This window comes from Ruegeria sp. BHSC029, assembly GCF_059613085.1.
Genome location: NZ_JBXWRU010000007.1, coordinates 99,526 through 122,314, shown reverse-complemented (window position 1 = coordinate 122,314; position 22,789 = coordinate 99,526). Strand labels below are relative to the sequence as shown.

Sequence of the window (22,789 nt, the reverse complement as noted above, 5' to 3'; positions counted from 1 at the left end):
ACGAGCCGCCCAAGGGCGGCTTTGCTCGTTCTCCACCGCCCGTTTCGCGCCAACCCAACAATCGCCGACATACAAAAGGCATACAAAAGGAAAGAAACACGCAAAATGCGCGATCGGATCTCCCAAGACGTAGGCTACGACCGACAAACGAACTGCCGAGCCACGTCAGGGATCAGTCAGACTGCGTACACCCTTACACGCGCGCTTTTTCAAATGCGGCCCAAGCGACTTCAAATTTCTCGAAGTTGAAGCCGGGTTCAGAAGCCGCATTCAGAATTATTCGTTCGGTTTCAAAGAGTTTCAGAATGGCGTGTTCGATCCGATCAATCAGATCAGCAGGTACGACAACAGCACCATGCCGGTCCGCATGGATGAGATCAGATGGATTGACCGTCAGGCCGAAGATCGAAACAGACGTGTCGATTTCTCGGACGTGAACGAAACCATGGCTGGGCCCGATAGAGCCGGCGATGACCGGGAATCCTTGCTGCATGTCACCAAGGTCCCGCATGACCCCGTTGGTGAGTGCGCCGGCCATTCCGAACCCTTTGTGCACAGACGTATTGATTTCGCCCCAATAGGCGCCGATGCAAGAGGGGAAATCGACATCCTCAACCACTGCAACAGAGGGAGCCGGGGCCTCGGCCATGTATCTGTAATAGTCCATTCGCCGCTGCCTGATGACTTCTGGCGCTTCGGAGGGCGGCTGCACCGCAGCGATCTTGGCTGTACGGGCAAATCCGACGATTGCGCCCTCGGACGGGGCCGAGCAGAACATCGTACCACGCGTGAATTGGTCAAACCCGCGCTTGCCTTGTGCCATCTCGATGGCGTTGCAGACTGTGGGTGTGTCGACCTTGCGTAGCAAGGCAAGTAGGGACGGTGTCATGGAACCTCCAACCAACGGCGCAACGCCGCTGTGGTTTCCTGGGGTCGCTCGAGGGTGGGTAGGTGCCCCGCACCGATTACGACCTCCAGCGTGCTGTTTCCGAGAAGCTTGTGCATCAGTTCGTGCCGCTCCAACGGACATAGTCTGTCATCCTCGCCGCATAGAACGAGGCTTGGACCTTGATAAGCGGACAAGGTGTCCGTTTGATCCGGGCGGCCCATGAGTGCGATGGACTGGCGAAGAAAGACCTCGGGGCCCAGATCGGCTGCCATGGCCATGCAAAGGTCAAGAATTGCGCCCTGCCGAGGGCCATCGGCCAGATAGTTCGGCTTCAACTCGTCACGCATGACCTGCCGCAATCCACCTTGGCGCACGGCCTCCATCTGCGGACCGCGCCGGGCTTTGACCTCGTTTGCTTCGGCCAGAGGGTTCGTGTCCAGGAGTGCCAGCCGTTCAACACGTTCTGGCGCCTGGCGCAGGACCTCCATGGCAACGATCCCGCCCATGGAAAGTCCCGCAAGGGCAAACATCGGCGGCGCGTGGCTCAGTACATCGGCGGCCATTGCCTCGACGCTGTCCTGGGCGCTCAGCGGATGGGTCATCAACGGCACCCGTCCGGACAGGGCCTCGATTTGCGGCCCGAACAGTCGGGCATCGCACATCATTCCGGGAAGAAGAACCAGGGGCGTCATGCCGATGCCAATCTGGCACCTTCGGCCAGGGAGGCCAGCTTGGCATAGGCGATGTCCGGGTCGACCGCACCGAAGCCGGCAAATGTACCAAACCCGCAGTCACTCCCGGCGATGACCCGATCCGGCCCGACGATGTTGGTGAACCGCTCGATGCGTTGCCGCACCAGCTCGGGGTGTTCGATGAAATTCGTTGTCGTGTCTACGACGCCGGGCACAAGGATCTTGTCGTCCGGGATTTCGCTCTTGCGATCCCGGAAGACGGTCCACTCATGGGCGTGGCGCGGGTTCGACGTTTCGAACAGAACATAGCGGGATTTGGTTGCCATCAGGGTCGTGAACACCTGATCCATCGCAATGTCGCAGCAATGCGGGCCTTCGTAGTTCCCCCAGCAGATATGCACCCGGACCCGATCCTGCGGGACATTCTGCAGCGCGTGGTTCAGGGCTTCGACATGCATCTCGGCGATCGCGATGAATTCGGCATCGGAAAGGTCAGCGAACAGCATGTGCCGGGAAAGGGCCAGATCGGGGCAGTCCAACTGAAGATCCAGTCCCGCTGCGACGATCGTTTCATATTCCTGCTTCATCGCATCCGCGAGCGCGGCCAAATAGGCTTCACGGCTGGGGTAGTGGGCGTTCTGCAGAAACAGAGAAATCACCCCGGGCGAGGCGGCGTTCATGAAGCCACGATCGACTCCGTGCTCAGCCATTGCCTGCTTGAGGTTGCGGATATCCTTGTTCAGTTCGTCTTGGCCTTTCGAGCGAACGTCGCCCGTGCATTGCGGCCGGGCGTATTGGGGTGTGCCCCCTTCGTTGGCAAGACGTTGCAAAAAACTGGGAAACATCTTCAGGTCCGCGGGGGCATTCCGTGGACTGTCCCCCGAGAAACCTGTGTAGCGGTCCTTTACGTATGTCGCGTACGAGATTTTTGAGGTCTCTCCGTCGCTGACGATGTCCACACCGGCCTCGACCTGACGCCGAACCGTTTCAGACACGGCCTTGGTCATGCAACTGTCGAACGCATCGGCGTCATAGGGCTCGTGCCGCTCGCGCGTAAAGATGAAGTCGACAACTTCCTGGGATCGGGGCAGAGACCCCACATGGGTGGTAAGTATCTTTGTCATGCGGGGTCCTTTCTTGATCAGTTGCCGGTCCAGGTTGCGCCAGCAGGATCGTCGGTCGCGGTGATGCGGTACAACCCGGCCGTTCCGGTCATGGATGGAGTGATGGTATAGGCTTCGCCGGGCAGCACCAGCACAGTATCCCCGCCCGAAATCGTGGTTTCGACATCCTCGACGGTGACCCGCCAATGGCCGCTTGCCGGCATCAGCACGACGGGCTTGGCCGATTTGGTGGGGTCTTGAACACCAGAGCCACGGGTCAGGAAGTCGACCTCAAAGCCGGGCTTGTCCTTGATCAGACCGTTTTCACCGATCACCTTGGCGGGTTTGTCGGCCGCCAGCGCCATCAGGTCCCAGTAGCGGGCCACGTATTTGCCGATCACGGCCTCGACCGGCACTTCGGGATAGGATTTCAGCTGCTCCTCGGTCAGCAAGGGCATAGGCCGGACGTTGTGCGGGAGGTCCTGGCCCTTCTTGCTATCGTAGAGCACGCCGTTGTCACCCAGCATCAACCCATGCGCCCGGGCGTCTTCAATGACCTGAGGTGCCCAGGTTACGCCGCCGCCGGCATCGTCACCGCCCAGAATGGACATGATCATCCCGTAGTCGTCGCCCACGTTCTCGAACCCGCGGAAAATGCCGGTAGGAATGTTGAAGATGTCACCTTCCTCGGCAATGAACTCGCCCGCCGTGCCATAGCGACCCCAGAAAAACCGCCAGCGGCCCTTGGCGACAAAAAAGACCTCGGCCGTCGTATGGCTGTGCAGCGAGTTGCGGCATTTGGGCGGCTGGCCGGCGGCCCCGATATTGAAGCCGATCTTGTCGGTAATATGAACGTGCTGATCCGGCGACTCCGAAACACCGCCGCCGATGATGGTAAAGTTCTCTTTCTGATCGCTGCCCGGCGTGTGGGCATCAATGAATGCCGTCTTGCACGGCTTGAGCTCTCCATAACGGACGATGCGTGATGCGATGGTTGATTGTGTCATGGTACTGGTTCCGGATTATGCGTTTGAGGGAATGGTCGGCAGATGCTCGATCACGTTCCCGGAGGCCGCAAATTCAGGCGGCGCGCTCGAAGGCTTTGCCGGAATAGGTGAAAGCGCCGGCTTGCACCGGTCTCGCGCAGGCCACAGGCCAGAACACGATATTCGACCGGAGCGAGCATTCAGACCTCTGTGCCCTGCAGAAGGATCTGCTTCCAGACCGAGGTTTCATCAAACAGGGTGTATTCGCGGCGCAGCTTGGGCTGGCCACTGATCAGTTCACCGAATTCGGCATGGCTGATGCCCAGAACATAGACCTGCGCTCCGGTGGGGGCTCCAAACACCCCCCAGCCGTCATGCTTGCCCCACAGGCTCCAGCGCAGTGCGGCACGGGGTGGCATGTTGGGATCGTCGCGGCCGATCTGGTGCTCGATGCGGAACTCGGCGTTGGGGAAGCTGGCCCGCAATCCCATCCAGAACCGGTCGACCGGGTCCCAACCGTGTCCGGTGACCCCGCCGACATATTCCGACTGCACCGCGCGGTCGTATTCAGCCCCGATCGCTCCCATGTCGGCGTTCATGATCCGGGTCAGAATATCGGCATAGCGCTGGCCCCATTCATTGTCGTTGCCTCGACCCTTGTAAGGGCCGGGCTGGTCGATCTCGGGCGTCAGAGGTTTCACGCAGTTTTTCGGCCCGCCCTCGCGAGCGATCAGATCGGCTGCGTATTCCTTGGGGTCCCAGCCCATCTGGCGCACGATAGCCCCCTGATCGCGGATCAGCCATTCATCGTTGATCTGATTGTCGACCGCATGGCAATCGGCCAGAATCCGGTACCGCAGCTTGGTTCCGGTTGGTTTGCCATAGACACCTTCGGCAAGGTGCGTGGCGGTCGAGATAATGCGGTGGGAACTCAGCATCCCCTCTTCGGGCGTGCCTGACCAGATCACGTCTTCGCCCAGAAGCTGCCGGTCGGGAAACTCGGCGAGGGTCGCCATCGTCGCGCCAATGACGTTTTGATTGCCCAGCACGACCGAACCCGGTGAACGGACAACGATGTCGTCGCTGTAATATTCATGCAGCGTGGCGATCCCGCGATCTTCCCAGATTTCCTTGGTGATGCCGATGATATAGTCGGGAAAATCCCGGAATTTGGGGTCAAATCCCTTCATGTGTTCGTCCTTTTCGGGTTCCATCCCTTGGGCAACCGGGCCGAGGTTCGTACGATCAGCGGTCCGTCAATTGCCACCTTGCGGGGTTCAGAAGTCTTGGGCTCTTCGATGTGATCCAGCAGCGCGGCAACCGTTTCCGCGACCATCAGGTTCGCCCGCTGCCGAATCGTCGTCAGATTGTATGCGGGCCATCCGGCAGGGGGCACATCGTCATACCCCACGACCGAGACATCTTCGGGGATGCGCAGGCCCAGCTCAAAGCGTAGAACATCCATGACCGCCAAAGCCATGTGATCGTTGGCGACGAAAACCGCGTCAGGTCGGCGCTCCGGTGCCACGTCGAACATGGTTCGGGCCGCCGCACGGGCATTTTCGGTGTGAAACTCGCCGATCCCATGTGCAAAAAGATCGCTTCCGGCATCGCGCAGTGCGGCAAGGAAACCAGCCTCGCGGTCGCGCTGGGTCGAGGCGCCCTGCCAGCCTGCGATGTAGCCGATGCGCTGGTGCCCGCCCGCCAGCAAAAACTCGGCTACCTTGCGGCCGCCGGCATAGTTGTCCGAGGTTACTGTGGTAATGCCCTCGATATCCTGACTGCGGTTGAACAGCACCACCGGAACGCCCGCCTGCTGGCAGCGCGTGGCGATGTCCGACGACATCGGCACCGAGGCCAGAATGACCCCGTCCACCTGATAGTCGAGGATTTCCTCCATCACGTCGTCGATGTTTCCGGCCGAGCGCGAAGCCATGAAGATCAGCACGTGATAGCCATGCTCCTGCAGGCGGTTGGACAGTTTCTCCAACGCTTCGGGATAGAAGTAGTTGTCCAGATAGCCGACCACCAGGCCGATGATCCGGCTTTTGCCCGACACCATCGCCCGCGCCAGCACGTTGGGACGATAGCCCAGTTCGGCCGCCGCCTTGCGTACCTTTTCCTCGGTCTTCTTGCTGACCGAGGCGCCGGGCGTGAACACCCGACTGACCGCCGACTGGCTGACGCCGGCCAGTTGCGCGACCTGAAGCGATGTGACCTTGTCCGCCATCAGTCCGCCGTCCATCCGCCGTCGATCAGCATCGACGTGCCGGTGACCAGCCCCGAGGCGTCGGACGCAAGGTAGAGAACCGCGCCCATGATGTCCTCGACCTCGCCCACGCGGTTCAGCTTGATCTTGTCCATGATCCAGGCCGCGCGTTCGGGGTTGTCGAAGGTCGATTGCGTCAGCGGGGTTCGGATGAAGGTCGGGCAGACCGTGTTGATGCGGACGCCCTGCTTGCCCCATTCGATCGCCATCGCCTTGACCATGCCTTCCAGCCCGTGCTTGGTCGCGCAATAAAGCGCCCGGTCGATGCCGCCGACATGGCCCATCTGGCTGGAGATATGGATGATCGACCCGGGCCGCCCGGCCGCCATCAGCGCCTTGGCCGCGTAGGCCGAAAGGAAGTAGGCCGAGCGCAGGTTGACACTGGTGACCGCGTCGAAATCCTCGGGCGTGGTTTCGACCGCCGGCCCGTGCCGCGCGGTCCCGGCCGAGTTCACCACCACGTCAAAGGCTTGCGCGTCGAACAGCGCCTGCAACGCGGTCAGGTTGCCCTGATCCAGAACCCGCCCCTCGGCCGACCAGCCCTGCGCCTGCAGGGCGGACACCGCTTCGGTCAGCCGCTCGGCCCCGCGCGCGGCGCAGACCACATGCGCCCCGGCCTCGGCCAGGGCGACAGCACAGCCCAATCCGATACCCGAAGACGCGCCGGTGACCAACGCGGTCTTGCCGCTCAGCGAGAACGAAGGGGTGCGGGGCAGTTGGGTCATCAGCTCATTCCATCCGGGATTTCAATGCGGCCCAGGTTCCGGGCCTTGTTGAATTCCCGCAGGCGGGCAAAGACGTCAACGCCAAGCTGCGCATAGGCGTCCAAAAGATCGACCAGAACCCAGTTTTCGCGGATCCGTCCGTTCTCCAGCCGCCAGAAATCGAGGCTGCGCATGGTGATCCGCTTGCCCGAAGGCGCGATGCCCATCCACCCGTCATGGGTGACGGTCTGGATCATGTTGGGCCAGCCGGTCACTGCCGCGTATTCGCCATCGCCGAAGAAATGATAGGTGATGTCATCGACATATTGCCCGCGATCCGGCATTCCGTTCAGGAACGGGATCTGGTGCCAGTTGCGGAACCCGGCATAGCCGCGCCCGGTGCCGATGCCCGAAGGCCCGTACCAGTTCATGCGCGGATGCCAGAACCGCTCCATCTCCATCACTTCGGGGCCGCCCTGCGAGGGGTGCTTTTTCAGATGTTCCAGCATGTCGACGATGTGCTGGCAGGTGGCGCGGCCCTTGTCGGCGTCGTAGGGCCCCGGCACCAGACCGTCCTGCGTGGCCGGGCCCGGCACATGCCATTCGCGGCCCAGGCTGGGCGCCATCGGCCAGGCACGGGCCTGCATCATCACCTCGGGGATGTCCCACAGGGCCTGCATCTCGACGATCCGGCCGTTTTCGAACCGGTAGAACTCGTGAAACCGCATGGTGACCTGATGGCCGGTGGGCGGGATGTCCAGCCACGGACCGGTGAAGGTGCCGGTGTAGTAGCCGCCGCAGCCGACCCAGTCGGCGTCGAACTCGTCCGGCCCGGCCATCACGATATAGTCGCGCCGCTCGAGGTCCGGCCAGGCATCCAGCAGGCCTTTGTAGGCCCGATCGTAAAACGCCTCGCTGCCGGTGCTGTCACCGAAGGGGTGGCACAGGCGGAACAGGGCGTCGGGCGCGGTCACCTGCGCCAGTGCTTCCCGCACGCCGGGTTCGCCGAAATCATACATCGCCGCCCGAAGCGGCGCGATCAGCGCCTTGTGCTGCGTATGCCTGTCACTCATTCGGCCGCATCCCGGTATGGGGCCGGTGCGCCATAAGGCACGTTGATGCCGCCATAGCGGCGCACCCGCACGTTGCATTGTTCAGCATGGCCCACGAACCCTTCCAGCAGACACAGGCGCGAGCCGTACTCGCCGATCAGAGTTGCCGCCTCGTCGGTCAGAATCTTCTGATAGCTGTGGGTCTTCAGGAATTTGCCCACCCACAAACCGCCGGTGTAACGCCCGGCCTTCTTGGTGGGCAGCGTGTGGTTGGTGCCGATCACCTTGTCACCGTTCGATACGTTGGTGCGCGGCCCCAGGAACAGCGCGCCATAGCACGTCATGTTCTCCAGGAACCAGTCATCGCGGTCGGTCATGACCTGAACATGCTCCGAGGCGATCTCGTCGGCGACCTGCAGCATCTCGTCATAGCTGTCGCACAGGATCACCTCGCCATAATCCTGCCAGCTGACCCGCGCGGTGTCGGCCGTCGGCAGGATGCCCAGAAGGCGGTCGATCTCGGACAGGGTCTCTTCGGCCAGCTTGCGCGAATTGGTGACCAGAACCGCGGGCGAGTTGTAGCCGTGTTCGGCCTGCCCCAGCAGGTCGGTGGCGCAGATCTCGGCGTCGACGGTTTCGTCGGCGATCACCATGGTCTCGGTCGGGCCGGCGAACAGGTCGATGCCGACGCGGCCGAACAGCTGGCGCTTGGCCTCGGCCACGAAGGCATTGCCGGGGCCGACCAGCATGTGCACCGGGTTGATCGTTTCGGTCCCCAGAGCCATGGCGCCGATGGCTTGGATGCCACCCATGACATAGATCTCATGCGCGCCGCCCAGATGCATGGCGGCGATCACCGCCGGATTCGGCTTGCCCTGGAACGGAGGGGTGCAGGCGATGATGCGCGGCACACCCGCAACGCTGGCCGTGGCCACGGACATATGGGCCGAGGCCACCATCGGGAACTTGCCGCCGGGCACATAGCAGCCCACCGACTGCACGGGGATGTTCTTGTGGCCCAGGATCACGCCCGGCAGGGTCTCGACCTCGATATCGGTCATCGAGGCACGTTGCGCGCGGGCAAAGTTCATCACCTGCTCCTGCGCGAACTTGATGTCGGCCAGTTCGCGGTCTGACAGCTGAGCGATCAGGGCGTCGATCTCCTGTTGCGACAGGCGGAACGAGGCGGGCGAATAGTTGTCAAACTTCTCGCTCAGCTCGCGCACCGCGGCGTCGCCACGGGTTTCGATATCCTTCAGGGTCGCCTCGACCACGGCGCGGGTCTTGGCGTCATCCTCGGCCCGGTCTGCGTCGGACTTGCCGCGTTTGAGATACTCGATTGCCATTGTCTTGATCCTCAGTTGTCGGGGCGGGGCGGAGTTTTCTCTCCCCGGTCATATGCTTCCCAGCCGTGGCCCTGGAACAGGTCGACGCCCAGCTGCGCGGCGACATGGGCGAAATCAACGTTCACCCAGTTGTCGACGATCTTGCCGTCGACCACTTTCCAGAAATCCATGTAGCGGATCTCGACCCGCTTGCCGGTGGGCGGGATGCCCAGGAATTCGCCCGAATGGGTCGCCTCCTGCCGGCCGAAGGCCGCGGCCCATTCACCCATGTAAAGCCGCGCCTCGTCGATGCAGACCTTGTCGGAAAACGCGGCTTGGAAGGGGCGCTGCCAGTTGTCCTGAAACTCTTGCAGACCGTTCTTCGTGCCGCAGCCCTGGTTGCCCATCCAGCGGAATCCTTCGGCGAAGAACTCGCCAATGTCGTTGATGCGGTGGTCATTCAGGCCGTCGACCATGGATTCGATCACGCGGCGCGTGTCTTCGGTCTTGGTCAGGTCAGTGTCGCGGGTCAGAACCGCTTGTTCAGGTCGGGAACCTTTCATCGTCTTGTCCTTGTCAGGTTGTCAGGGATTGGGGATCGGGGGGACATGCCCCCAAATCCGGGAAAATCCCTGGGCAACCTGTTCAGCGCCGGATGGCGCGTCAGGGCGTTATGGCGGAACCGGCGGCTCATCAGCCTTTGACCGCGCCGGCGGTCAGGCCGCTGACGATCTGGCGCTGGAAGATCATGACCAGGAAGAACAGCGGCGCGGTGATCGACACGGCGGCGGCCACGGCGACGACCTGGTCGGTGGTGGTGGTTTCGCGGTTGAACATGCCGGCGATGGCCGGAACCATGGTCTGGTTCTGCGCGTCCAGCAGCAGCGAGGTCACCAGAAAGTCGTTGTAGGCCAGCAGGAAGCTGAACAGACCGGTGGTGATGACGCCCGGCCACATCACGGGCATGATCACCCGACGGAAGGCCTGGAAGTGGTTGCAGCCATCCACGCGCGCGGCTTCGTCCAGCTCGGCCGGGATGTTTTGGAAGAACGACCGCAGCATCCAGATGGTAAAGGGCTGGTTGATCGCCACCAGAACCGCGATCACGGCAAAGGGCTTGCCGTACAGCGTGGGCGCGTTTTCCCCCAGGATCGGGCGCAGCCATTCGGCCGAGTTGATGAAGACGGGCAGATAGCCCGCCACCAGAACCGAGTGCGGCAGCGCGCGAAACACCAACGCGACAATCAGGATCCAGAACGCTAGCGTCGAGCCCGACCGCGCCAGCCCATAACCCGCCAGCGTGCCCACGGTCAGCGACACGGTCACGACGCCCGCGGTAACGATCAGCGAGTTCTTGAAGTTGTTGGAAAAGCCGCGGTCGATCCAGACGGTCTTGTAGTGCTCGGTCGTCAGACCAACCACGTCCCGCCCCAGCGGGCCGAACAGTGGGTTCAACACGTTCAGAACGGCCGGCAAGATCACGAAAAACACCAACAGAAAACCCATCACCAAGGCCAAACCGCCGATGATCCAGCCGAACCAGGCCTGACCCGGCTTGGTGTAGGTTCTGACCATCGAGGGCAGTGTCTTGGTCGTCGCAATCACCGCGACCCAGATGGTGACGATGCCGAGGATGATGTCGAGGATGGAAAGGCCTTCCCCGGTCGCAAGAGTCGCTGGACCGAAGATCACGTTCAGCGCGTTGCTGTCGAATGCGTCCACGGGTGATTTGAAGCTCATCACCGCGATCCAGAAGATCGGGAAGGCCGCCACGAGGCACCAGAACGCCAGAAACAGGTTCGACGACAGGCGCAGGCCGAGCGGTTGGCGAAGGGCGCGCGAGGACATATCAGTGACCTCCTTTGTGGTCGCGCCATGTCCGGCGCAGCGGTGCGATGAGAAGGATGACGATGCCGACCATGGTCAGCATGGCGCTGGCCGAAGCCCGACTGATCGAACGGTTGCCCGCCTGATCCGGCACGAGGAAGTCATAGGTCAGCCATTGCAGCGAGATGACGTAGCCCTGGCTTGAGAAGCCGACGATTTCTTCGAACACCCGGTAGGAGTCCATCAGATGGATCATCGACACGAAGATAATCAGCGGCATCAGGTGTGGGATGACGATGTATTTCAGGCGCTGCCAGCGGCTTGCGCCGTCGATCACCGCGCTTTCAAGGCTGTCCTGGTTCACGGTCTGAAGACCGGCGTAGAACACGATCGCGGCAAAAGGTGCGACATGCCAGACGCGGTACAGCATCATCAGCAACTCGATCGTCCAGGCCTGCGCGAACAGCGCGATGTCGCGGTTCAGCCACCATTCCAGCAGGGCCGTGAGGATACCGTCACCGCGAAACAGCCAGTTGATCGAAAGGGCCCCGATGACCGGCGTGATGATGAAGGGCAGGAGCGACACAAAGATCACCGGACCACGTATTGCCGATGCAGCATTGTTGATCACGATGGCGATCAGCAGCCCGGTACCGATCACCAAGGGCAGAGTGATCAAGGTAAAGGTCAACGTAAAGCGCAGCGCCTTCCAGAAATTGATCGTGGACAGCACGCTCCAGCTGCCTTCGCTGATAGCGCGCCAGGCGCGTTCAGGCTCCAGCACGTTGCGATAGCTTTCCAGCCCGACAAACTGGGTCTGCGTGATGATCTCGCCCTCTTCGTCCAGCCTCGGAATGGACTTTTCCTCGGTCACGCAGGTCTGGGTCAGGAAGCCCGGCGTGCAGGTCTCGACCTCGACCGTCTCATAGATGGGCTGGGTGACGTAGAAACTCTGCTTGAACACGCTGACCAGCGGGAAAGCGATAAAGAGAAGCATCATAAAGACAGAGGGGCCGACAAAGGCGGCAAATGTCCGGAAATTCATGGCTCTGCCTTTCTCATGGTTCTCGTTGGATTGGGTGCGGGAGGGTCGAGGCCCTCCCGCGGCAGGATCAGTTGTTGACCAGTCCGGCCTCTTTCGCGGCGGTCAGATAGTCCGCCTCGATGTCTGCCAGCGTGGTCTGTGCGTCCTTGGCGCCGGTCAGATAATCGGCCAGGCCATTGCCAAGCGCGGTGTGCATGATCCCCATCGGGCCAGATGCGGGATAGGCTTTGGCGCCGGCTTCTGCCGAAGCGGCTGCACCTGCGGCCAGATCACCGGGCTTGTAGGCCGGGTTCAGCCAGACGGCGGCGTTGTTGTTGGCCTCGACCATTTCCGCATCCATGCCTTCCAGCGCCACGCGGAACGCGGCATCGGCTTCTTCGTCGCTCATGTTCGAGGCAAGAACGATGCCGTCCCACCAGATCGTGGTTGCCGGAGCGGCCGAGCCCATCGGAGCGGCCGCCATGACGACCTTGCCGACGACCTGGCTTTCGGCCTCATCGTTCATTGCGGCCGCGCGGCTGGCCCACAGGTTGGCCATGGCGATCTTGCCTTGTTGGAACTGCTGCTGAACGTATGTGGAATCCGACACCAGATACTCGGGGTCCATGTATTCGGTCATGGCCTTGAGCGTCTCCAGAGCCTTCACGCCCTGATCGTTGTTGATCGCAGGCATGTTGCCGTCAGCAAAGAACTCACCGCCTTCGCCCAGATACATGTTCACGAATTCCTGACCCAGGTTCCAGCCGGTCTTGAAGGTGCCGCCGATGGGGTAATCCATGACGCCGGCCTCTTTGATCTTGGCTGCAGCGGCCAGAACATCGTCATAGGTCTTGGGCTCTTCGATCCCCAGATCGGCCAGAACGTCGCTGCGGTACATCAGGTGCTGGGCGTTCACCATCATGGCGATGGCCATGGTTTGCCCGTCCACCTTGATCAGCTGGTTCGGCAGCAGGTCCTGGCCATATTTCGCGACCAGATCATCCAGCGGACGAATGGTGCCCGCGTTCAGCAATGGCACCAGCGTTGCGTTCGACACGCCGCCGATCTGGTACAGAGCCGGATCCGCCGCGAAGGCTTCGGGCTGCTTCTCGCGGAACTCCTGGTCCAGCGATGCGCCGAAATTGCCGCACTCGGCCATCGCGTCGGTGACGGCCTTCCAGGCTTCGAACCCGGCGGACAGTGATTTGAGCGGAACGGTGTTCTCGAACGAACACTCCGCCCATGCAGTGCTGGTCACCATGGTCATGGCGCCTGCCATCAGAATTGTCTTGAGTTTCATGCGTTTCTCCCTGTCAGGATCGGTCCGTCGTCGACGTCCGGACCGTTGGTTGGCCCTTTCGGGCTTTGGTTGGGGTCAGCCCCCGATCCGCGCACCGCTCTCTGCTTCGAACAGGTGACAGATTTCTTTAGGCACCGAGAACGAGACCATCTCGCCTATTTCGGCGCGGAATGCTTTGTCGGCTTTGACCGAGACCAGTGCACCGCCGACCCGGACCGAAATCATGGTGGCGTCACCCAGCAGCTCGAGCGTGTAGATCGGTGCAGTGATCTGGCCCTGACCTTCGGCCAGTGTCGCATCCTCGGCGCGGAACCCCAAGGTCAGCGGGCCATCAGCAACGTCCACCCCCGGGATTTCGACACCCGTGGTCCGGAAAACGCCGCCCTCGACCTGACCATCCATCAGGTTCATGGCGGGCGAGCCGATGAAACTGGCGACGAAAGTGTTGGCCGGGCGGTCGTAAATCTCGGTCGGGCTGCCGACCTGTTGCACGATGCCCTTTTTCATCACCACGACACGGTCGGCCAAGGTCATCGCCTCGATCTGGTCATGGGTGACATAGATCGTGGTGACGGCCAGTTCGTGGCTGAGATTCTTGATCTGCGCGCGGGTGGATACACGCAGCTTGGCGTCGAGGTTGGACAGCGGCTCGTCCATCAGGAACACGTTCGGTTCGCGCACGATCGCGCGGGCCAGAGCGACACGCTGACGCTGACCGCCCGACAGTTCAGCCGGCTTGCGATGGAGAAAATCGTCCAGCTCGACCATGGCGCTGGCGCGGCGCACCTTCTCGTCATGGGTCGCGGGGTCGATCCCGCGGACCTTCAGCGGGAAGCGGATGTTTTCATAGACGTTCATGTTGGGGTAGAGGGCATAGCTCTGGAACACCATCGCCACGTCGCGGTCCTTGGGTTCAAGATCGTTGACCACCTTGCCGTCGATCAGGATGTCGCCCTCGGTCACGTCCTCAAGCCCCGCGATCATGCGCATTGTCGTGGTCTTGCCGCAGCCGGACGGGCCAAGCAGAACCAGAAACTCGCGATCGGCAATCGTCAGATCGAAGTTGTGAACCCCAACAAACGATCCCCATCGCTTGCCGACATTGCGCAGTTGAATTTCCGCCATGAAGCCCCCCGGGAAGGAATCGTTTTGCATACGTTTGCAAAAGGGTATTCTTGGCTTACCAATTCTGGCAAGACATTTTTGCATACGTATGCAAATATGCCGGAAATCAGTGATTCACCCCCAGGCAATGACAGGCGCAAGATGCTGCAAAACAATGGAAAACAGATGAGCTTTCAAAAAGAGAAAGATCTGGTGAAGGCGTTCTATGAGGACCTGCAGTTGGCCACCAACGACAAACTGTCAGATGTCATGGGGCGATTCTGTGCGCCGAATCTGCTGTGGCGCGGCTTTCATCCGTTCGGTCAGATTTCGGGGGTCCACGACGTAGCGGAAAACTTCTGGGGCCCGCTGCGAACCAGCCTCAAACGCATGCAGCGGCGTCAGGACATATTCTTCGCGGGGTGCAACTCGCTGACCGACGAGTGCGAGGTCTGGGTGGTTTCCATGGGCCATCTGATGGGTCTGTTCGACCACTCCTGGTTGGGCATTCGACCGACAGGCAAAATGGCATTCCTGCGCTATTGCGAGTTCAACAAGGTGCAAGACGGCAAGATCGTTGAGACCGCGATGTATTTCGATATCCCGCATCTGATGGTGCAGGCTGGTCAGAACCCGTTTCCGCCCCAAACCGCAGCCCATCTTGTACAGCCCGGGCCCCAGACACACGACGGTGTCCTTGGCACGGATCAACCCGCCGAAGAAGGGGAGCAGACTCTGGCGCTGATCAACGCCATGATTTCCGATCTGGGCCAGTGGAAATGTGGCCTGACCCTGAGCGAAGAGCTAAGCCGCACCTGGCATGACGACATGATCTGGTGGGGGCCCGAGGGAATTGGCGCCACCTACACGATTGAACGGTATGGCAAGCAACACGCCGGTCCCTTCCGCGCGGCATTCGCCGAGCGGTCAAAGACCAAACATGTCTGCCGGCTGGCCGAAGGTCACTACGGCGGGTTTTTCGGCTGGCCGAACTTCACGGCTGTTCCGACCGGAGGGTTCATGGGCATGCCCGCGACCCAAACGCCCGGTGAGTTTCGGGTTATCGACATCTACCGCCGCGCAGGCGAGAAACTGGCCGAGAACTGGATTTTCATCGACCTTTTGCATTTCTGGAAACAGCAGGGCGTGGACATACTGGAAAGAACCACGGGCATCGGAACGGCGCAGATTTAGCCCGGGGGGGCGATCTGGATGCGATGGAAGGGGATTTGGTGGAGCCTAGGGGAGTCGAACCCCTGACCTCTTGCATGCCATGCAAGCGCTCTCCCAACTGAGCTAAGGCCCCTTTCCGGTACCGCCTGTGCGGTGGACGGACGTTTATGAAACGACGTGCGCGAGTGCAAGACCAAAAAATCGGATTCGGTGAAAAAAGATGCGCGGCGCACGGGGCGCATCGGGGCGCGGGGCAGCCTGCGCCGCCCCGGCCGGATCACGAGTCTTCGTCTTCCGACGCGACGTCGGTGATGTCGTCCAACGAGACGTTGTCCTCGTCGTCGTCCTCAAGCAGATCGTCGTCCAGATCGACATCGACTGCGTCATCATCGTCCAGCAGTTCGTCATCGGACGAGGCTTCGCGCGCCTTGACCGACGCTGCATCTTCGGCGTCGGCTGCGATCATCCGGCTTTTGCCGGTTTCCAATTCCACGATCTCGCCGGTATAGGGGCTGATGATCGGGTCCTTGTTCAGGTCATAAAACCGCTTGCCAGTGGTCGGACAAACGCGCTTTACGCCCCATTCTTCCTTGGGCATGTCAATTCCCCTTGATATCAGGTGAGTCGTATCAACGATTCAGGTCACCTGCCACATGCGGCGGGTACTGTCAAAGCCTTTGCGCCAAGGAGATCGCACCATGGGGCGACATTCATTGCCCGGACAGCCTCCCGTTGCGCTGACCTTGCGCAAATCGGCGCGGGCACGCCGCATAAGCTTGCGGATTTCCCAGTTGGATGGCCGGGTTACGTTGACTTATCCGCAGGCTGTGTCCGAATCCGAGGCGATCGGCTTTGCGCGCTCAAAGGAGGACTGGATCCGCCAGCATCTGGGTGCGCGGCCCGTTCCGGCGTCGGTCGGCTTCGGGGAAACCCTGCCGGTCGAAGGTGTGCCAAGGCGAATCGTGCCGGCGGAGGGGCGCCGGGTCAGTTTGCACGCCGATCAGGTTGCGGTGCCCGAAGGGGCCGAAGCGCGGCGCCTCGCCCGCTTTTTGAAAGAGCTGGCGCGTGATCGCTTGACCGAAGCCTGCGACGACTATGCGGCCATGCTGGGGCGGGGCTACTCCAGTCTGACGATGCGCGATACACGGTCGCGGTGGGGGTCGTGCAGTGCAGCGGGAGGGTTGATGTTTTCGTGGCGGCTGATTCTGGCGCCCCCCGAAATCCTGCACTATGTCGCGGCTCATGAGGTCGCGCATCTGGCCGAGATGAACCATTCGGCGGCGTTCTGGGCGCAGGTCGAGCGGCTTTTTGGGCCGTACAAAGCGGCCCGGCACTGGCTGCGCGACAATGGGGCCGAACTGCACCGTTACAGGTTCGATGCGCCCGCCGGTTGACGTCACGTGGATTTGTGATCACATGAGGGCATGTTGACCACCCGCAGCTCCGACTCCCAGATCGCGACCCATGATCAGGTATACCGCGCCTTGCGGTCTCGAATCATGCATGGAGAAATCCCGCCCGGTCAGGCGCTGACGTTGCGCGGCATCGGCAAGGAGTTCGGTGTGTCCATGACGCCGGCGCGCGAAGCCGTTCGCCGTCTGGCCGCCGAAGGGGCGCTGTTTCTGTCCAACTCGGGTCGGGTCTCTACGCCCGAACTCAGCAACGACCGGATCGAAGAATTGGCCGCGCTGCGGGCCCTGCTGGAGGTCGAGCTGGCCAGCCGTGCGCTGCCTCGGGCGCATATGGCTCTGATCGACCGGTTGCAGAGCATCAACATGACCGTGGCCGAAATGGTGACCAAGCGCGATGCGGTCGGCTACATCCGAACGAACCTCGAGTTTCACCGCACGCTTTATCTGCGGGCGCAGGCTCCGGCCATGCTTGCGATGGCCGAAACAGTCTGGCTGCAGCTTGGTCCGACCATGCGGGCTCTTTATGGCCGCCTGCGACGGACCGAGCCGCCGCATTACCACAAGCTGATCATCGCCGCTCTGAAGGCGGGGGACGAACCGGGTTTGCGGTTGGCGGTGCGATCGGATGTGACCCAGGGTCTGCGCCTGCTGGTCAGCTGAGCGGGCCTTTGCTCAAAGTGTGAAATCCAAACGGGCGGCGGTTGCGAAGCTGGCCTCAAGGCATTTGCTGCGCTACGCTGCTGCCAACAACAAACAAGAGCAGATTTCAGCCATGATCAATCGACGGACATTCTCACTGGGCCTCGGTGCAGGTTTCCTGAGCGCCTGCGCGGGCGGGTCCGCGCCTACCGGAACAACCGCGTCGCGAATGCGGGCAGTGCCCAATGCCGGCTGGGATTCTTGGGTTGCAAGTTTCAAGGCGCGCGCGGCCGGGCAGGGTATTTCGCAAGCGACGATCGACAGGGCGTTTCAGGGGGCCGGTTACCTGCCAGATGTGATCGAACGCGACCGCAACCAGGTCGAATTCAAGCGCTCGCTCGAAGACTATCTGGCCATTGCCGCGTCAGACGAGCGGATCAGTACCGGCAAGCAGATGCTGCAACGCCACAACGCCACCCTCACGCAGATTGAGTCGCGCTATGGCGTGGACAAAGAGGTTGTGGTGGCGGTCTGGGGGCTGGAAAGCCGCTATGGGCAGCGGCGGGGCGATGTGCCCGTGATTTCGGCCCTTTCCACGCTGGCCTATGACGGGCGTCGCGGGGCGTTCTTCGAAAGCCAGCTGATTGCGGCGTTGAAGATCCTTCAGAACGGTGACACGTCGCCGGCGAACATGACCGGCAGCTGGGCCGGCGCCATGGGGCATACGCAATTCATCCCGACCTCGTATCTGGCTTACGCAGTGGATTTCACCGGAGACGGCCGACGCGACATCTGGTCCGACGATCCGACGGACTCGCTGGCTTCGACAGCTGCCTACCTGTCACGGGCGGGTTGGGTGCGGGGCCAGCCTTGGGGGGGTGAGGTCGGATCTGCAGCGGCGAATTCGGGCACACCGGTTGCAATTCTGCAGCCGCAGAAACCCGGGCCGCGCATAGCGGTGTTCCGCAATTTCCAGGTGATCAAACGCTACAACAACTCGGACAGCTACGCGATCGGGGTCGGGCACCTGTCCGATCGGATCGCCGGTGGCGCACCCTTTCAGGCGTCATTCGGGCCGGACGAAACCGGCCTGACGCTGGAAGATCGCAAAGAGTTGCAGCGGCGTCTGACGGCTGCCGGGTATGACACGCAAGGCGCTGATGGGGTGATCGGCAAGAACACCACCGCGGCCATCACCGCGTATCAGCAAGCCAAGGGCCTGCCCGTTACAGGCGTGCCCTCGGTCAGCTTGTTGCGCTCATTGGGTGGCTGACGGATCAGGCCGCCAGTCCTTTGGATCCGAGGTCCAGGAACTTCTGACGCCGGTCCTTGATCAGCGCGGCGGCATCCTTGCCGTTCAGATCCTTCAGCATCTTGGCGATCGCCTTGCCCACGGATTCGATCGTGGCCGGGCGGTCGCGATGCGCGCCACCTTTGGGTTCGGGGATGATCAGGTCGCAGACGCCCAACTTTTGAAGGTCCTGCGCGGTCAGGCGCAGCGCCTCGGCGGCCTCGCGCATTTTTTCTGCATCTTTCCACAGGATCGACGCGCAGCCCTCGGGCGAAATCACCGAATAGATCGAGTGCTCCAGCATCGCCACCCGGTTGGCCGTGGCAAAAGCCACCGCGCCGCCCGAGCCGCCTTCGCCTATGATGACAGACACCAGCGGCACACCGATTTTCAGACACATCTCGGTTGAACGGGCGATCGCTTCGGATTGCCCGCGCTCTTCCGCGCCCTTACCCGGATACGCGCCGGCAGTATCTACCAAGGTGATCACCGGCAGACCAAACCGACCAGCCATTTCCATAAGGCGCACGGCTTTGCGATAGCCTTCGGGGCGAGCCATGCCGAAGTTGCGCTCGATCCGCGATTTGGTGTCCGAGCCTTTTTCATGGCCGATCACCATCACCGGCTGGTCGTTGAACCGTGCCAGGCCGCCGATGACCGCCAGATCGTCGGCAAAATTGCGGTCGCCAGCCAGCGGGGTGAATTCGGTGAACAGGGCCTCGACATAATCCTTGCAGTGCGGACGTTGGGGATGGCGGGCCACCTGGCATTTCCGCCAGGGCGTCAGGTCCTTGTACAACTCGTCCAGCAGCTTGGCCGCCTTGGCGTCCAGCGCGGCGGCTTCGTCCGCTACGTCCATCTCTTCGTTGGCGCGGGCCAGGGCGCGCAGCTCTTCGGCTTTGCCTTCAATCTCGGCCAGCGGTTTTTCGAAATCCAGATACTGGGTCATGACGCCTCTCAACGCGAAAGTTCTCCGCTATATGACCCGAGGTCGCCCCGGATGCAACTCGGCACCGCATGTCGGGGTGCGTTTCCCGCGCGGGGCGGCAAGGTAGGCGGGCCGGCGACTTCAGCCCGGCCACAGCACCGGGTACAACGAAATCACCAGAAGAACCGCCATCGACCAGTTGAACACGGTCAGACGTCGCCGGTTGGTCAGCACGCGCGCCATCTGCTGGCCCAGAACCGTCCAGGTGCTGACAGATGGCAGATTCACGCAGCCGAATATAATGGCAACCAGCGCAATGGCTTGCAGGGTCTGGCCCGGGGCATAGGCGGTCGTCGCCGTCAACGCCATGGTCCAGGCTTTGGGGTTCACCCATTGAAACGCCGCCGCCTGCAGAAACGTCATGGGTCGTCCGGCGTGTCCCGGGCCCTTGGCAGGAGCCGCATTGGCAATTCGCCACGCGAGGAATAGCAGATAGGCCACCGACGCGATTTTGAGGGTCACGTGGCTGACGGGATAGGCTTCGAACACCTGCACCAACCCTGCGCCGACCAACAAAACCATCAGCATGAAACCCAGGCCGATACCCAGCATATGCGGGATTGTCCGCCGGAACCCGAAATTCGCCCCTGAGGCCATGAGCATCAGATTGTTCGGTCCCGGCGTGATGGACGAGACAAAGGCAAAGGCGACCAGCGCAAGTAGAATGTCGTAAGTCATGGCGCAAAGATCGCCCAGGTTTGGTCAAATGAAATTGCGATTTCGCGCTCGATTACATAAAGCTTGCAACAAATGGCGAATATTGACCTCAAGAATCAGCAAATATTGCAAGAGCTGGCCCGGAATGGCCGGATCAGCAACCTTGAACTGGCGGACCGCGTAGGGCTTTCGCCGTCAGCCTGTCTGCGCCGGGTTCAAGAGCTTGAGCGGTCGGGCATTATCAGCGGGTATCGCGCCGTTTTGAACCCTGCGGCGATGGGTGTCGGTTTTGTCGCCTATATCGGCGTCGGACTGGGTGAGCATACAAAGACCGCCCAGGAAGGTTTTGAAAAAGCGGTGCAATTGGCGCCCGAAGTGGTCGAATGCCACAACATCACCGGTACGATCGAATACTTGTTGCGGGTGGAATGCGCCGACCTGTCGGCCTACAAGACCTTCCATACCGACGTATTGGGCACGTTGCCCCATGTCACCTCGATCACGTCCTACGTGGTCATGGGATCCCCGAAAGACCTGAGGGCCTGAGCTTGAACCCACTGCCGCAAGGACCTTGCAGGCATATGTATCCCGGAATATCGTCAGCCTGAAAGCGCCAGAAACTCGGCATCAGATCGAACAGGGCGCGATGTCAGGGAGACACGATCATGAGTTTTGTTCGGACAGGCGTACTGGCGGCCGTGATGGCGATTGTCGCCGGTGCCGCATTTGCCGCGCCTTTGAAATTGCAGCCCGCCAACCCGCAGCCCAATCCCAAGGCGGGGTTGAACGTGAAATATGTGGGGCAGGGTACTCAGAGAAAGATCCGCGATCTGAGCCAGGCCAAAAGCGTGTTGTCCAAGGCCAAGCCGGGCAAGCCACTGCGCGGGCTGGACTACGCCGACACCAACAAGGGCGAGCCGGTTTTGACATTCACGGACCCCTACAATGTTGCCGCTGAAATCACCGGGTACATGCGCTTTGATTCTCCGGGCATTTACGAGCTTGAAACATGGTCCAATGACGGGATCGAGGCCTATGTCGGTGGTCAGCAGATCGGCCGTGTCACCGGGATCCAGGGGTGTGAAGCCAACCAGCGCACCGAGGTCGAAGTTCCAAAGGCGGGCTGGTACCCTCTGAAGATCATCTATTTCCAGAAGCTGGGAACGTCCTGCCTGATGATGAAATCCGGCAAGCAGGGTGAGAAGTTTACCTGGACCCCAAACAACGTGTTCGGCCGCTGAGGCCAACCGAAGTCAGGAAAAGGCGCTCGGAACGAGCGCCTTTTTTCGTAAGTCCCTGTCAGCCGTTTGCGGCGATCAGCTCGGCCTGTGCTACGATCACCTCGGCCTGCTTGATCGAGGCGATGTCGACCAACCGCCCCTTGTAGACGGTAGCGCCTTCGCCCTTGGCCTTGGCTTGCTCCATCGCGGCCAGAATCTCGCGCGCTTCGGCCACCGCCTCGTCCGACGGGGTGAAGACTTGATTGGCCAGCGCGATCTGCTTGGGGTGGATCGCCCATTTGCCGACCATGCCCAGCGTCGCCGAACGGCGCGCCTGCGCGATATAGCCTTCGTCGTCCGAGAAGTCGCCGAACGGCCCGTCGACCGGCAGCACCCCATGGGTGCGGCAGGCAGCCACGATGGCAGCCTGGGCCCAGTGCCACGGGTCCGACCAGTATTTCTGACCCTCGCGCAGCATGTAATAGTTTTCCTGCGTGCCGCCGATTCCCGTGGTCTGCATCCCCATCGAGGCGGCGAAATCGGCCGCGCCCAGGCTCATGGCCTGCAGGCGTGGAGAGGAGGCCGCGATTTCCTCGACATGGGCGATGCCGGCGGCGGATTCGATGATGACTTCAAAGCTGATGGGCTTGGTGCGGCCCTTCGCGCGTTCGATCGCAGTGACCAGAGCGTCAACCGCATAGACATCTTCGGCGCAGCCCACCTTGGGGATCATGATCTGATCCAGCCGGTCGCCGGCCTGTTCCAGCAGGTCAACGACATCGCGGTACCAATAGGGCGTATCCAGCCCGTTGATGCGCACCGACATGTACTTGTTTCCCCAGTCCACGGTGTTCAGCGCCTCGATCACGTTGGCGCGGGCGGTGTCCTTGTCGGACGGGGCCACCGAATCTTCGAGGTCGAGGTTGATCACGTCCGCGGCCGAGGCGGCCATCTTGGGGAACAGCTTGGTGTTGGAACCGGGGCCGAACAGCTGACAGCGGTTTGGTCGCGCCGGGGCGGCGGGTTGGATACGAAAGCTCATCGGCACCTCGTTGGGTAATGAAATTGCGATTTCAGTTGGCAATTGGGTATTAAATTGCGCGACCCTGCGCAAGCCTGATTGTGCAACTGCGG

General features: G+C 61.5%; 24 protein-coding genes and 1 tRNA gene. 6 read left to right on the top strand and 19 right to left on the bottom strand.

Annotated elements, in window-relative coordinates:
- Nucleotides 1–193 precede the first annotated feature (193 nt).
- The 14 genes from AC2FML_RS17820 to AC2FML_RS17755 form a co-directional block, all read right to left on the bottom strand.
- Nucleotides 194–889, bottom strand: a complete 696-nt coding sequence (locus tag AC2FML_RS17820; protein WP_496783996.1) for an RraA family protein — start codon at nucleotides 887–889, stop codon at nucleotides 194–196.
- Complete coding sequence (locus AC2FML_RS17815) at nucleotides 886–1,581, bottom strand: alpha/beta fold hydrolase (protein WP_480638343.1); 696 nt, start codon at nucleotides 1,579–1,581, stop codon at nucleotides 886–888. Before AC2FML_RS17815 ends, AC2FML_RS17820 begins: the two co-directional genes overlap by 4 nt.
- A complete protein-coding gene (locus AC2FML_RS17810; protein ID WP_480697545.1) occupies nucleotides 1,578–2,705 on the bottom strand; it encodes a cobalamin-independent methionine synthase II family protein in 1,128 nt (375 codons plus the stop codon). Before AC2FML_RS17810 ends, AC2FML_RS17815 begins: the two co-directional genes overlap by 4 nt.
- Nucleotides 2,706–2,722: 17 nt before the next feature.
- Nucleotides 2,723–3,691: a cupin domain-containing protein gene (locus AC2FML_RS17805; protein ID WP_170439777.1), complete on the bottom strand. Its 969-nt coding sequence runs from the start codon at nucleotides 3,689–3,691 to the stop codon at nucleotides 2,723–2,725.
- A 179-nt stretch (nucleotides 3,692–3,870) separates the two neighbouring features.
- On the bottom strand, nucleotides 3,871–4,860 hold the full coding sequence (locus AC2FML_RS17800; RefSeq protein WP_496783995.1) for a nuclear transport factor 2 family protein: 990 nt from the start codon (nucleotides 4,858–4,860) through the stop codon (nucleotides 3,871–3,873).
- The gene (locus tag AC2FML_RS17795; protein WP_170408007.1) at nucleotides 4,857–5,900 is read right to left on the bottom strand and encodes a LacI family DNA-binding transcriptional regulator; all 1,044 of its coding nucleotides are present in this window, start codon (nucleotides 5,898–5,900) and stop codon (nucleotides 4,857–4,859) included. The genes AC2FML_RS17800 and AC2FML_RS17795 overlap by 4 nt, the downstream gene beginning before the upstream one ends.
- Nucleotides 5,900–6,664 (bottom strand): SDR family NAD(P)-dependent oxidoreductase, encoded by a 765-nt coding sequence (locus AC2FML_RS17790; protein WP_496783994.1) that lies wholly within the window; start codon nucleotides 6,662–6,664, stop codon nucleotides 5,900–5,902. The genes AC2FML_RS17795 and AC2FML_RS17790 overlap by 1 nt, the downstream gene beginning before the upstream one ends.
- The gene (locus AC2FML_RS17785) at nucleotides 6,664–7,716 is read right to left on the bottom strand and encodes an ester cyclase (protein WP_496783993.1); all 1,053 of its coding nucleotides are present in this window, start codon (nucleotides 7,714–7,716) and stop codon (nucleotides 6,664–6,666) included. The genes AC2FML_RS17790 and AC2FML_RS17785 overlap by 1 nt, the downstream gene beginning before the upstream one ends.
- Nucleotides 7,713–9,041 (bottom strand): histidinol dehydrogenase, encoded by a 1,329-nt coding sequence (hisD, locus tag AC2FML_RS17780; protein ID WP_496783992.1) that lies wholly within the window; start codon nucleotides 9,039–9,041, stop codon nucleotides 7,713–7,715. Before hisD ends, AC2FML_RS17785 begins: the two co-directional genes overlap by 4 nt.
- Nucleotides 9,042–9,052: 11 nt before the next feature.
- A complete protein-coding gene (locus AC2FML_RS17775) occupies nucleotides 9,053–9,583 on the bottom strand; it encodes an ester cyclase (protein WP_170343348.1) in 531 nt (176 codons plus the stop codon).
- Nucleotides 9,584–9,713: 130 nt separating this feature from the next.
- Nucleotides 9,714–10,868, bottom strand: coding sequence for a carbohydrate ABC transporter permease (locus AC2FML_RS17770; protein WP_170361381.1), 1,155 nt, complete (start codon nucleotides 10,866–10,868; stop codon nucleotides 9,714–9,716).
- 1 nt (nucleotide 10,869) lies between these two features.
- A complete protein-coding gene (locus AC2FML_RS17765; RefSeq protein WP_170366152.1) occupies nucleotides 10,870–11,892 on the bottom strand; it encodes a carbohydrate ABC transporter permease in 1,023 nt (340 codons plus the stop codon).
- A gap of 67 nt (nucleotides 11,893–11,959) precedes the next feature.
- On the bottom strand, nucleotides 11,960–13,171 hold the full coding sequence (locus AC2FML_RS17760) for an ABC transporter substrate-binding protein (protein ID WP_496783991.1): 1,212 nt from the start codon (nucleotides 13,169–13,171) through the stop codon (nucleotides 11,960–11,962).
- Between the two features lie 75 nt (nucleotides 13,172–13,246).
- Entirely contained in the window at nucleotides 13,247–14,296 is a 1,050-nt protein-coding gene (locus tag AC2FML_RS17755) for an ABC transporter ATP-binding protein (RefSeq protein ID WP_170361386.1), read from the bottom strand.
- A gap of 165 nt (nucleotides 14,297–14,461) precedes the next feature.
- On the opposite strand from AC2FML_RS17755, the gene AC2FML_RS17750 reads away from it, so the two are divergent.
- Nucleotides 14,462–15,469, top strand: coding sequence for an ester cyclase (locus tag AC2FML_RS17750; RefSeq protein ID WP_496783990.1), 1,008 nt, complete (start codon nucleotides 14,462–14,464; stop codon nucleotides 15,467–15,469).
- A gap of 36 nt (nucleotides 15,470–15,505) precedes the next feature.
- Here AC2FML_RS17750 and AC2FML_RS17745 read toward each other — a convergent pair.
- Nucleotides 15,506–15,581 (bottom strand) — tRNA-Ala (locus AC2FML_RS17745).
- 144 nt (nucleotides 15,582–15,725) lie between these two features.
- On the bottom strand, nucleotides 15,726–16,046 hold the full coding sequence (locus AC2FML_RS17740; RefSeq protein WP_170342794.1) for a TIGR02300 family protein: 321 nt from the start codon (nucleotides 16,044–16,046) through the stop codon (nucleotides 15,726–15,728).
- Nucleotides 16,047–16,146: 100 nt separating this feature from the next.
- Between AC2FML_RS17740 and AC2FML_RS17735 the strand changes: the two genes are divergently transcribed.
- The 3 genes from AC2FML_RS17735 to AC2FML_RS17725 all read left to right on the top strand — a co-directional run bounded on the left by AC2FML_RS17735 (nucleotide 16,147) and on the right by AC2FML_RS17725 (nucleotide 18,772).
- Nucleotides 16,147–16,842, top strand: a complete 696-nt coding sequence (locus AC2FML_RS17735; RefSeq protein ID WP_244952479.1) for a M48 family metallopeptidase — start codon at nucleotides 16,147–16,149, stop codon at nucleotides 16,840–16,842.
- Nucleotides 16,843–16,872: 30 nt separating this feature from the next.
- Nucleotides 16,873–17,520, top strand: a complete 648-nt coding sequence (locus AC2FML_RS17730; protein WP_093965127.1) for a GntR family transcriptional regulator — start codon at nucleotides 16,873–16,875, stop codon at nucleotides 17,518–17,520.
- 112 nt (nucleotides 17,521–17,632) lie between these two features.
- Entirely contained in the window at nucleotides 17,633–18,772 is a 1,140-nt protein-coding gene (locus AC2FML_RS17725; protein WP_170361404.1) for a lytic murein transglycosylase, read from the top strand.
- 4 nt (nucleotides 18,773–18,776) lie between these two features.
- Here the strand turns inward: AC2FML_RS17725 and AC2FML_RS17720 are convergent, their stop codons facing one another.
- A complete protein-coding gene (locus tag AC2FML_RS17720) occupies nucleotides 18,777–19,739 on the bottom strand; it encodes an acetyl-CoA carboxylase carboxyltransferase subunit alpha (protein ID WP_170372615.1) in 963 nt (320 codons plus the stop codon).
- Nucleotides 19,740–19,859: 120 nt separating this feature from the next.
- On the bottom strand, nucleotides 19,860–20,456 hold the full coding sequence (locus AC2FML_RS17715) for a LysE family translocator (protein WP_496783989.1): 597 nt from the start codon (nucleotides 20,454–20,456) through the stop codon (nucleotides 19,860–19,862).
- 72 nt (nucleotides 20,457–20,528) lie between these two features.
- Between AC2FML_RS17715 and AC2FML_RS17710 the strand changes: the two genes are divergently transcribed.
- A complete protein-coding gene (locus AC2FML_RS17710; RefSeq protein WP_170373309.1) occupies nucleotides 20,529–20,981 on the top strand; it encodes an Lrp/AsnC family transcriptional regulator in 453 nt (150 codons plus the stop codon).
- Nucleotides 20,982–21,100: 119 nt separating this feature from the next.
- Nucleotides 21,101–21,676, top strand: a complete 576-nt coding sequence (locus tag AC2FML_RS17705) for a PA14 domain-containing protein (RefSeq protein WP_170366169.1) — start codon at nucleotides 21,101–21,103, stop codon at nucleotides 21,674–21,676.
- A 58-nt stretch (nucleotides 21,677–21,734) separates the two neighbouring features.
- On the opposite strand, the gene AC2FML_RS17700 is transcribed toward AC2FML_RS17705, so the two are convergent.
- Nucleotides 21,735–22,697 (bottom strand): L-malyl-CoA/beta-methylmalyl-CoA lyase, encoded by a 963-nt coding sequence (locus AC2FML_RS17700; RefSeq protein ID WP_496783988.1) that lies wholly within the window; start codon nucleotides 22,695–22,697, stop codon nucleotides 21,735–21,737.
- Nucleotides 22,698–22,789 lie beyond the last annotated feature (92 nt).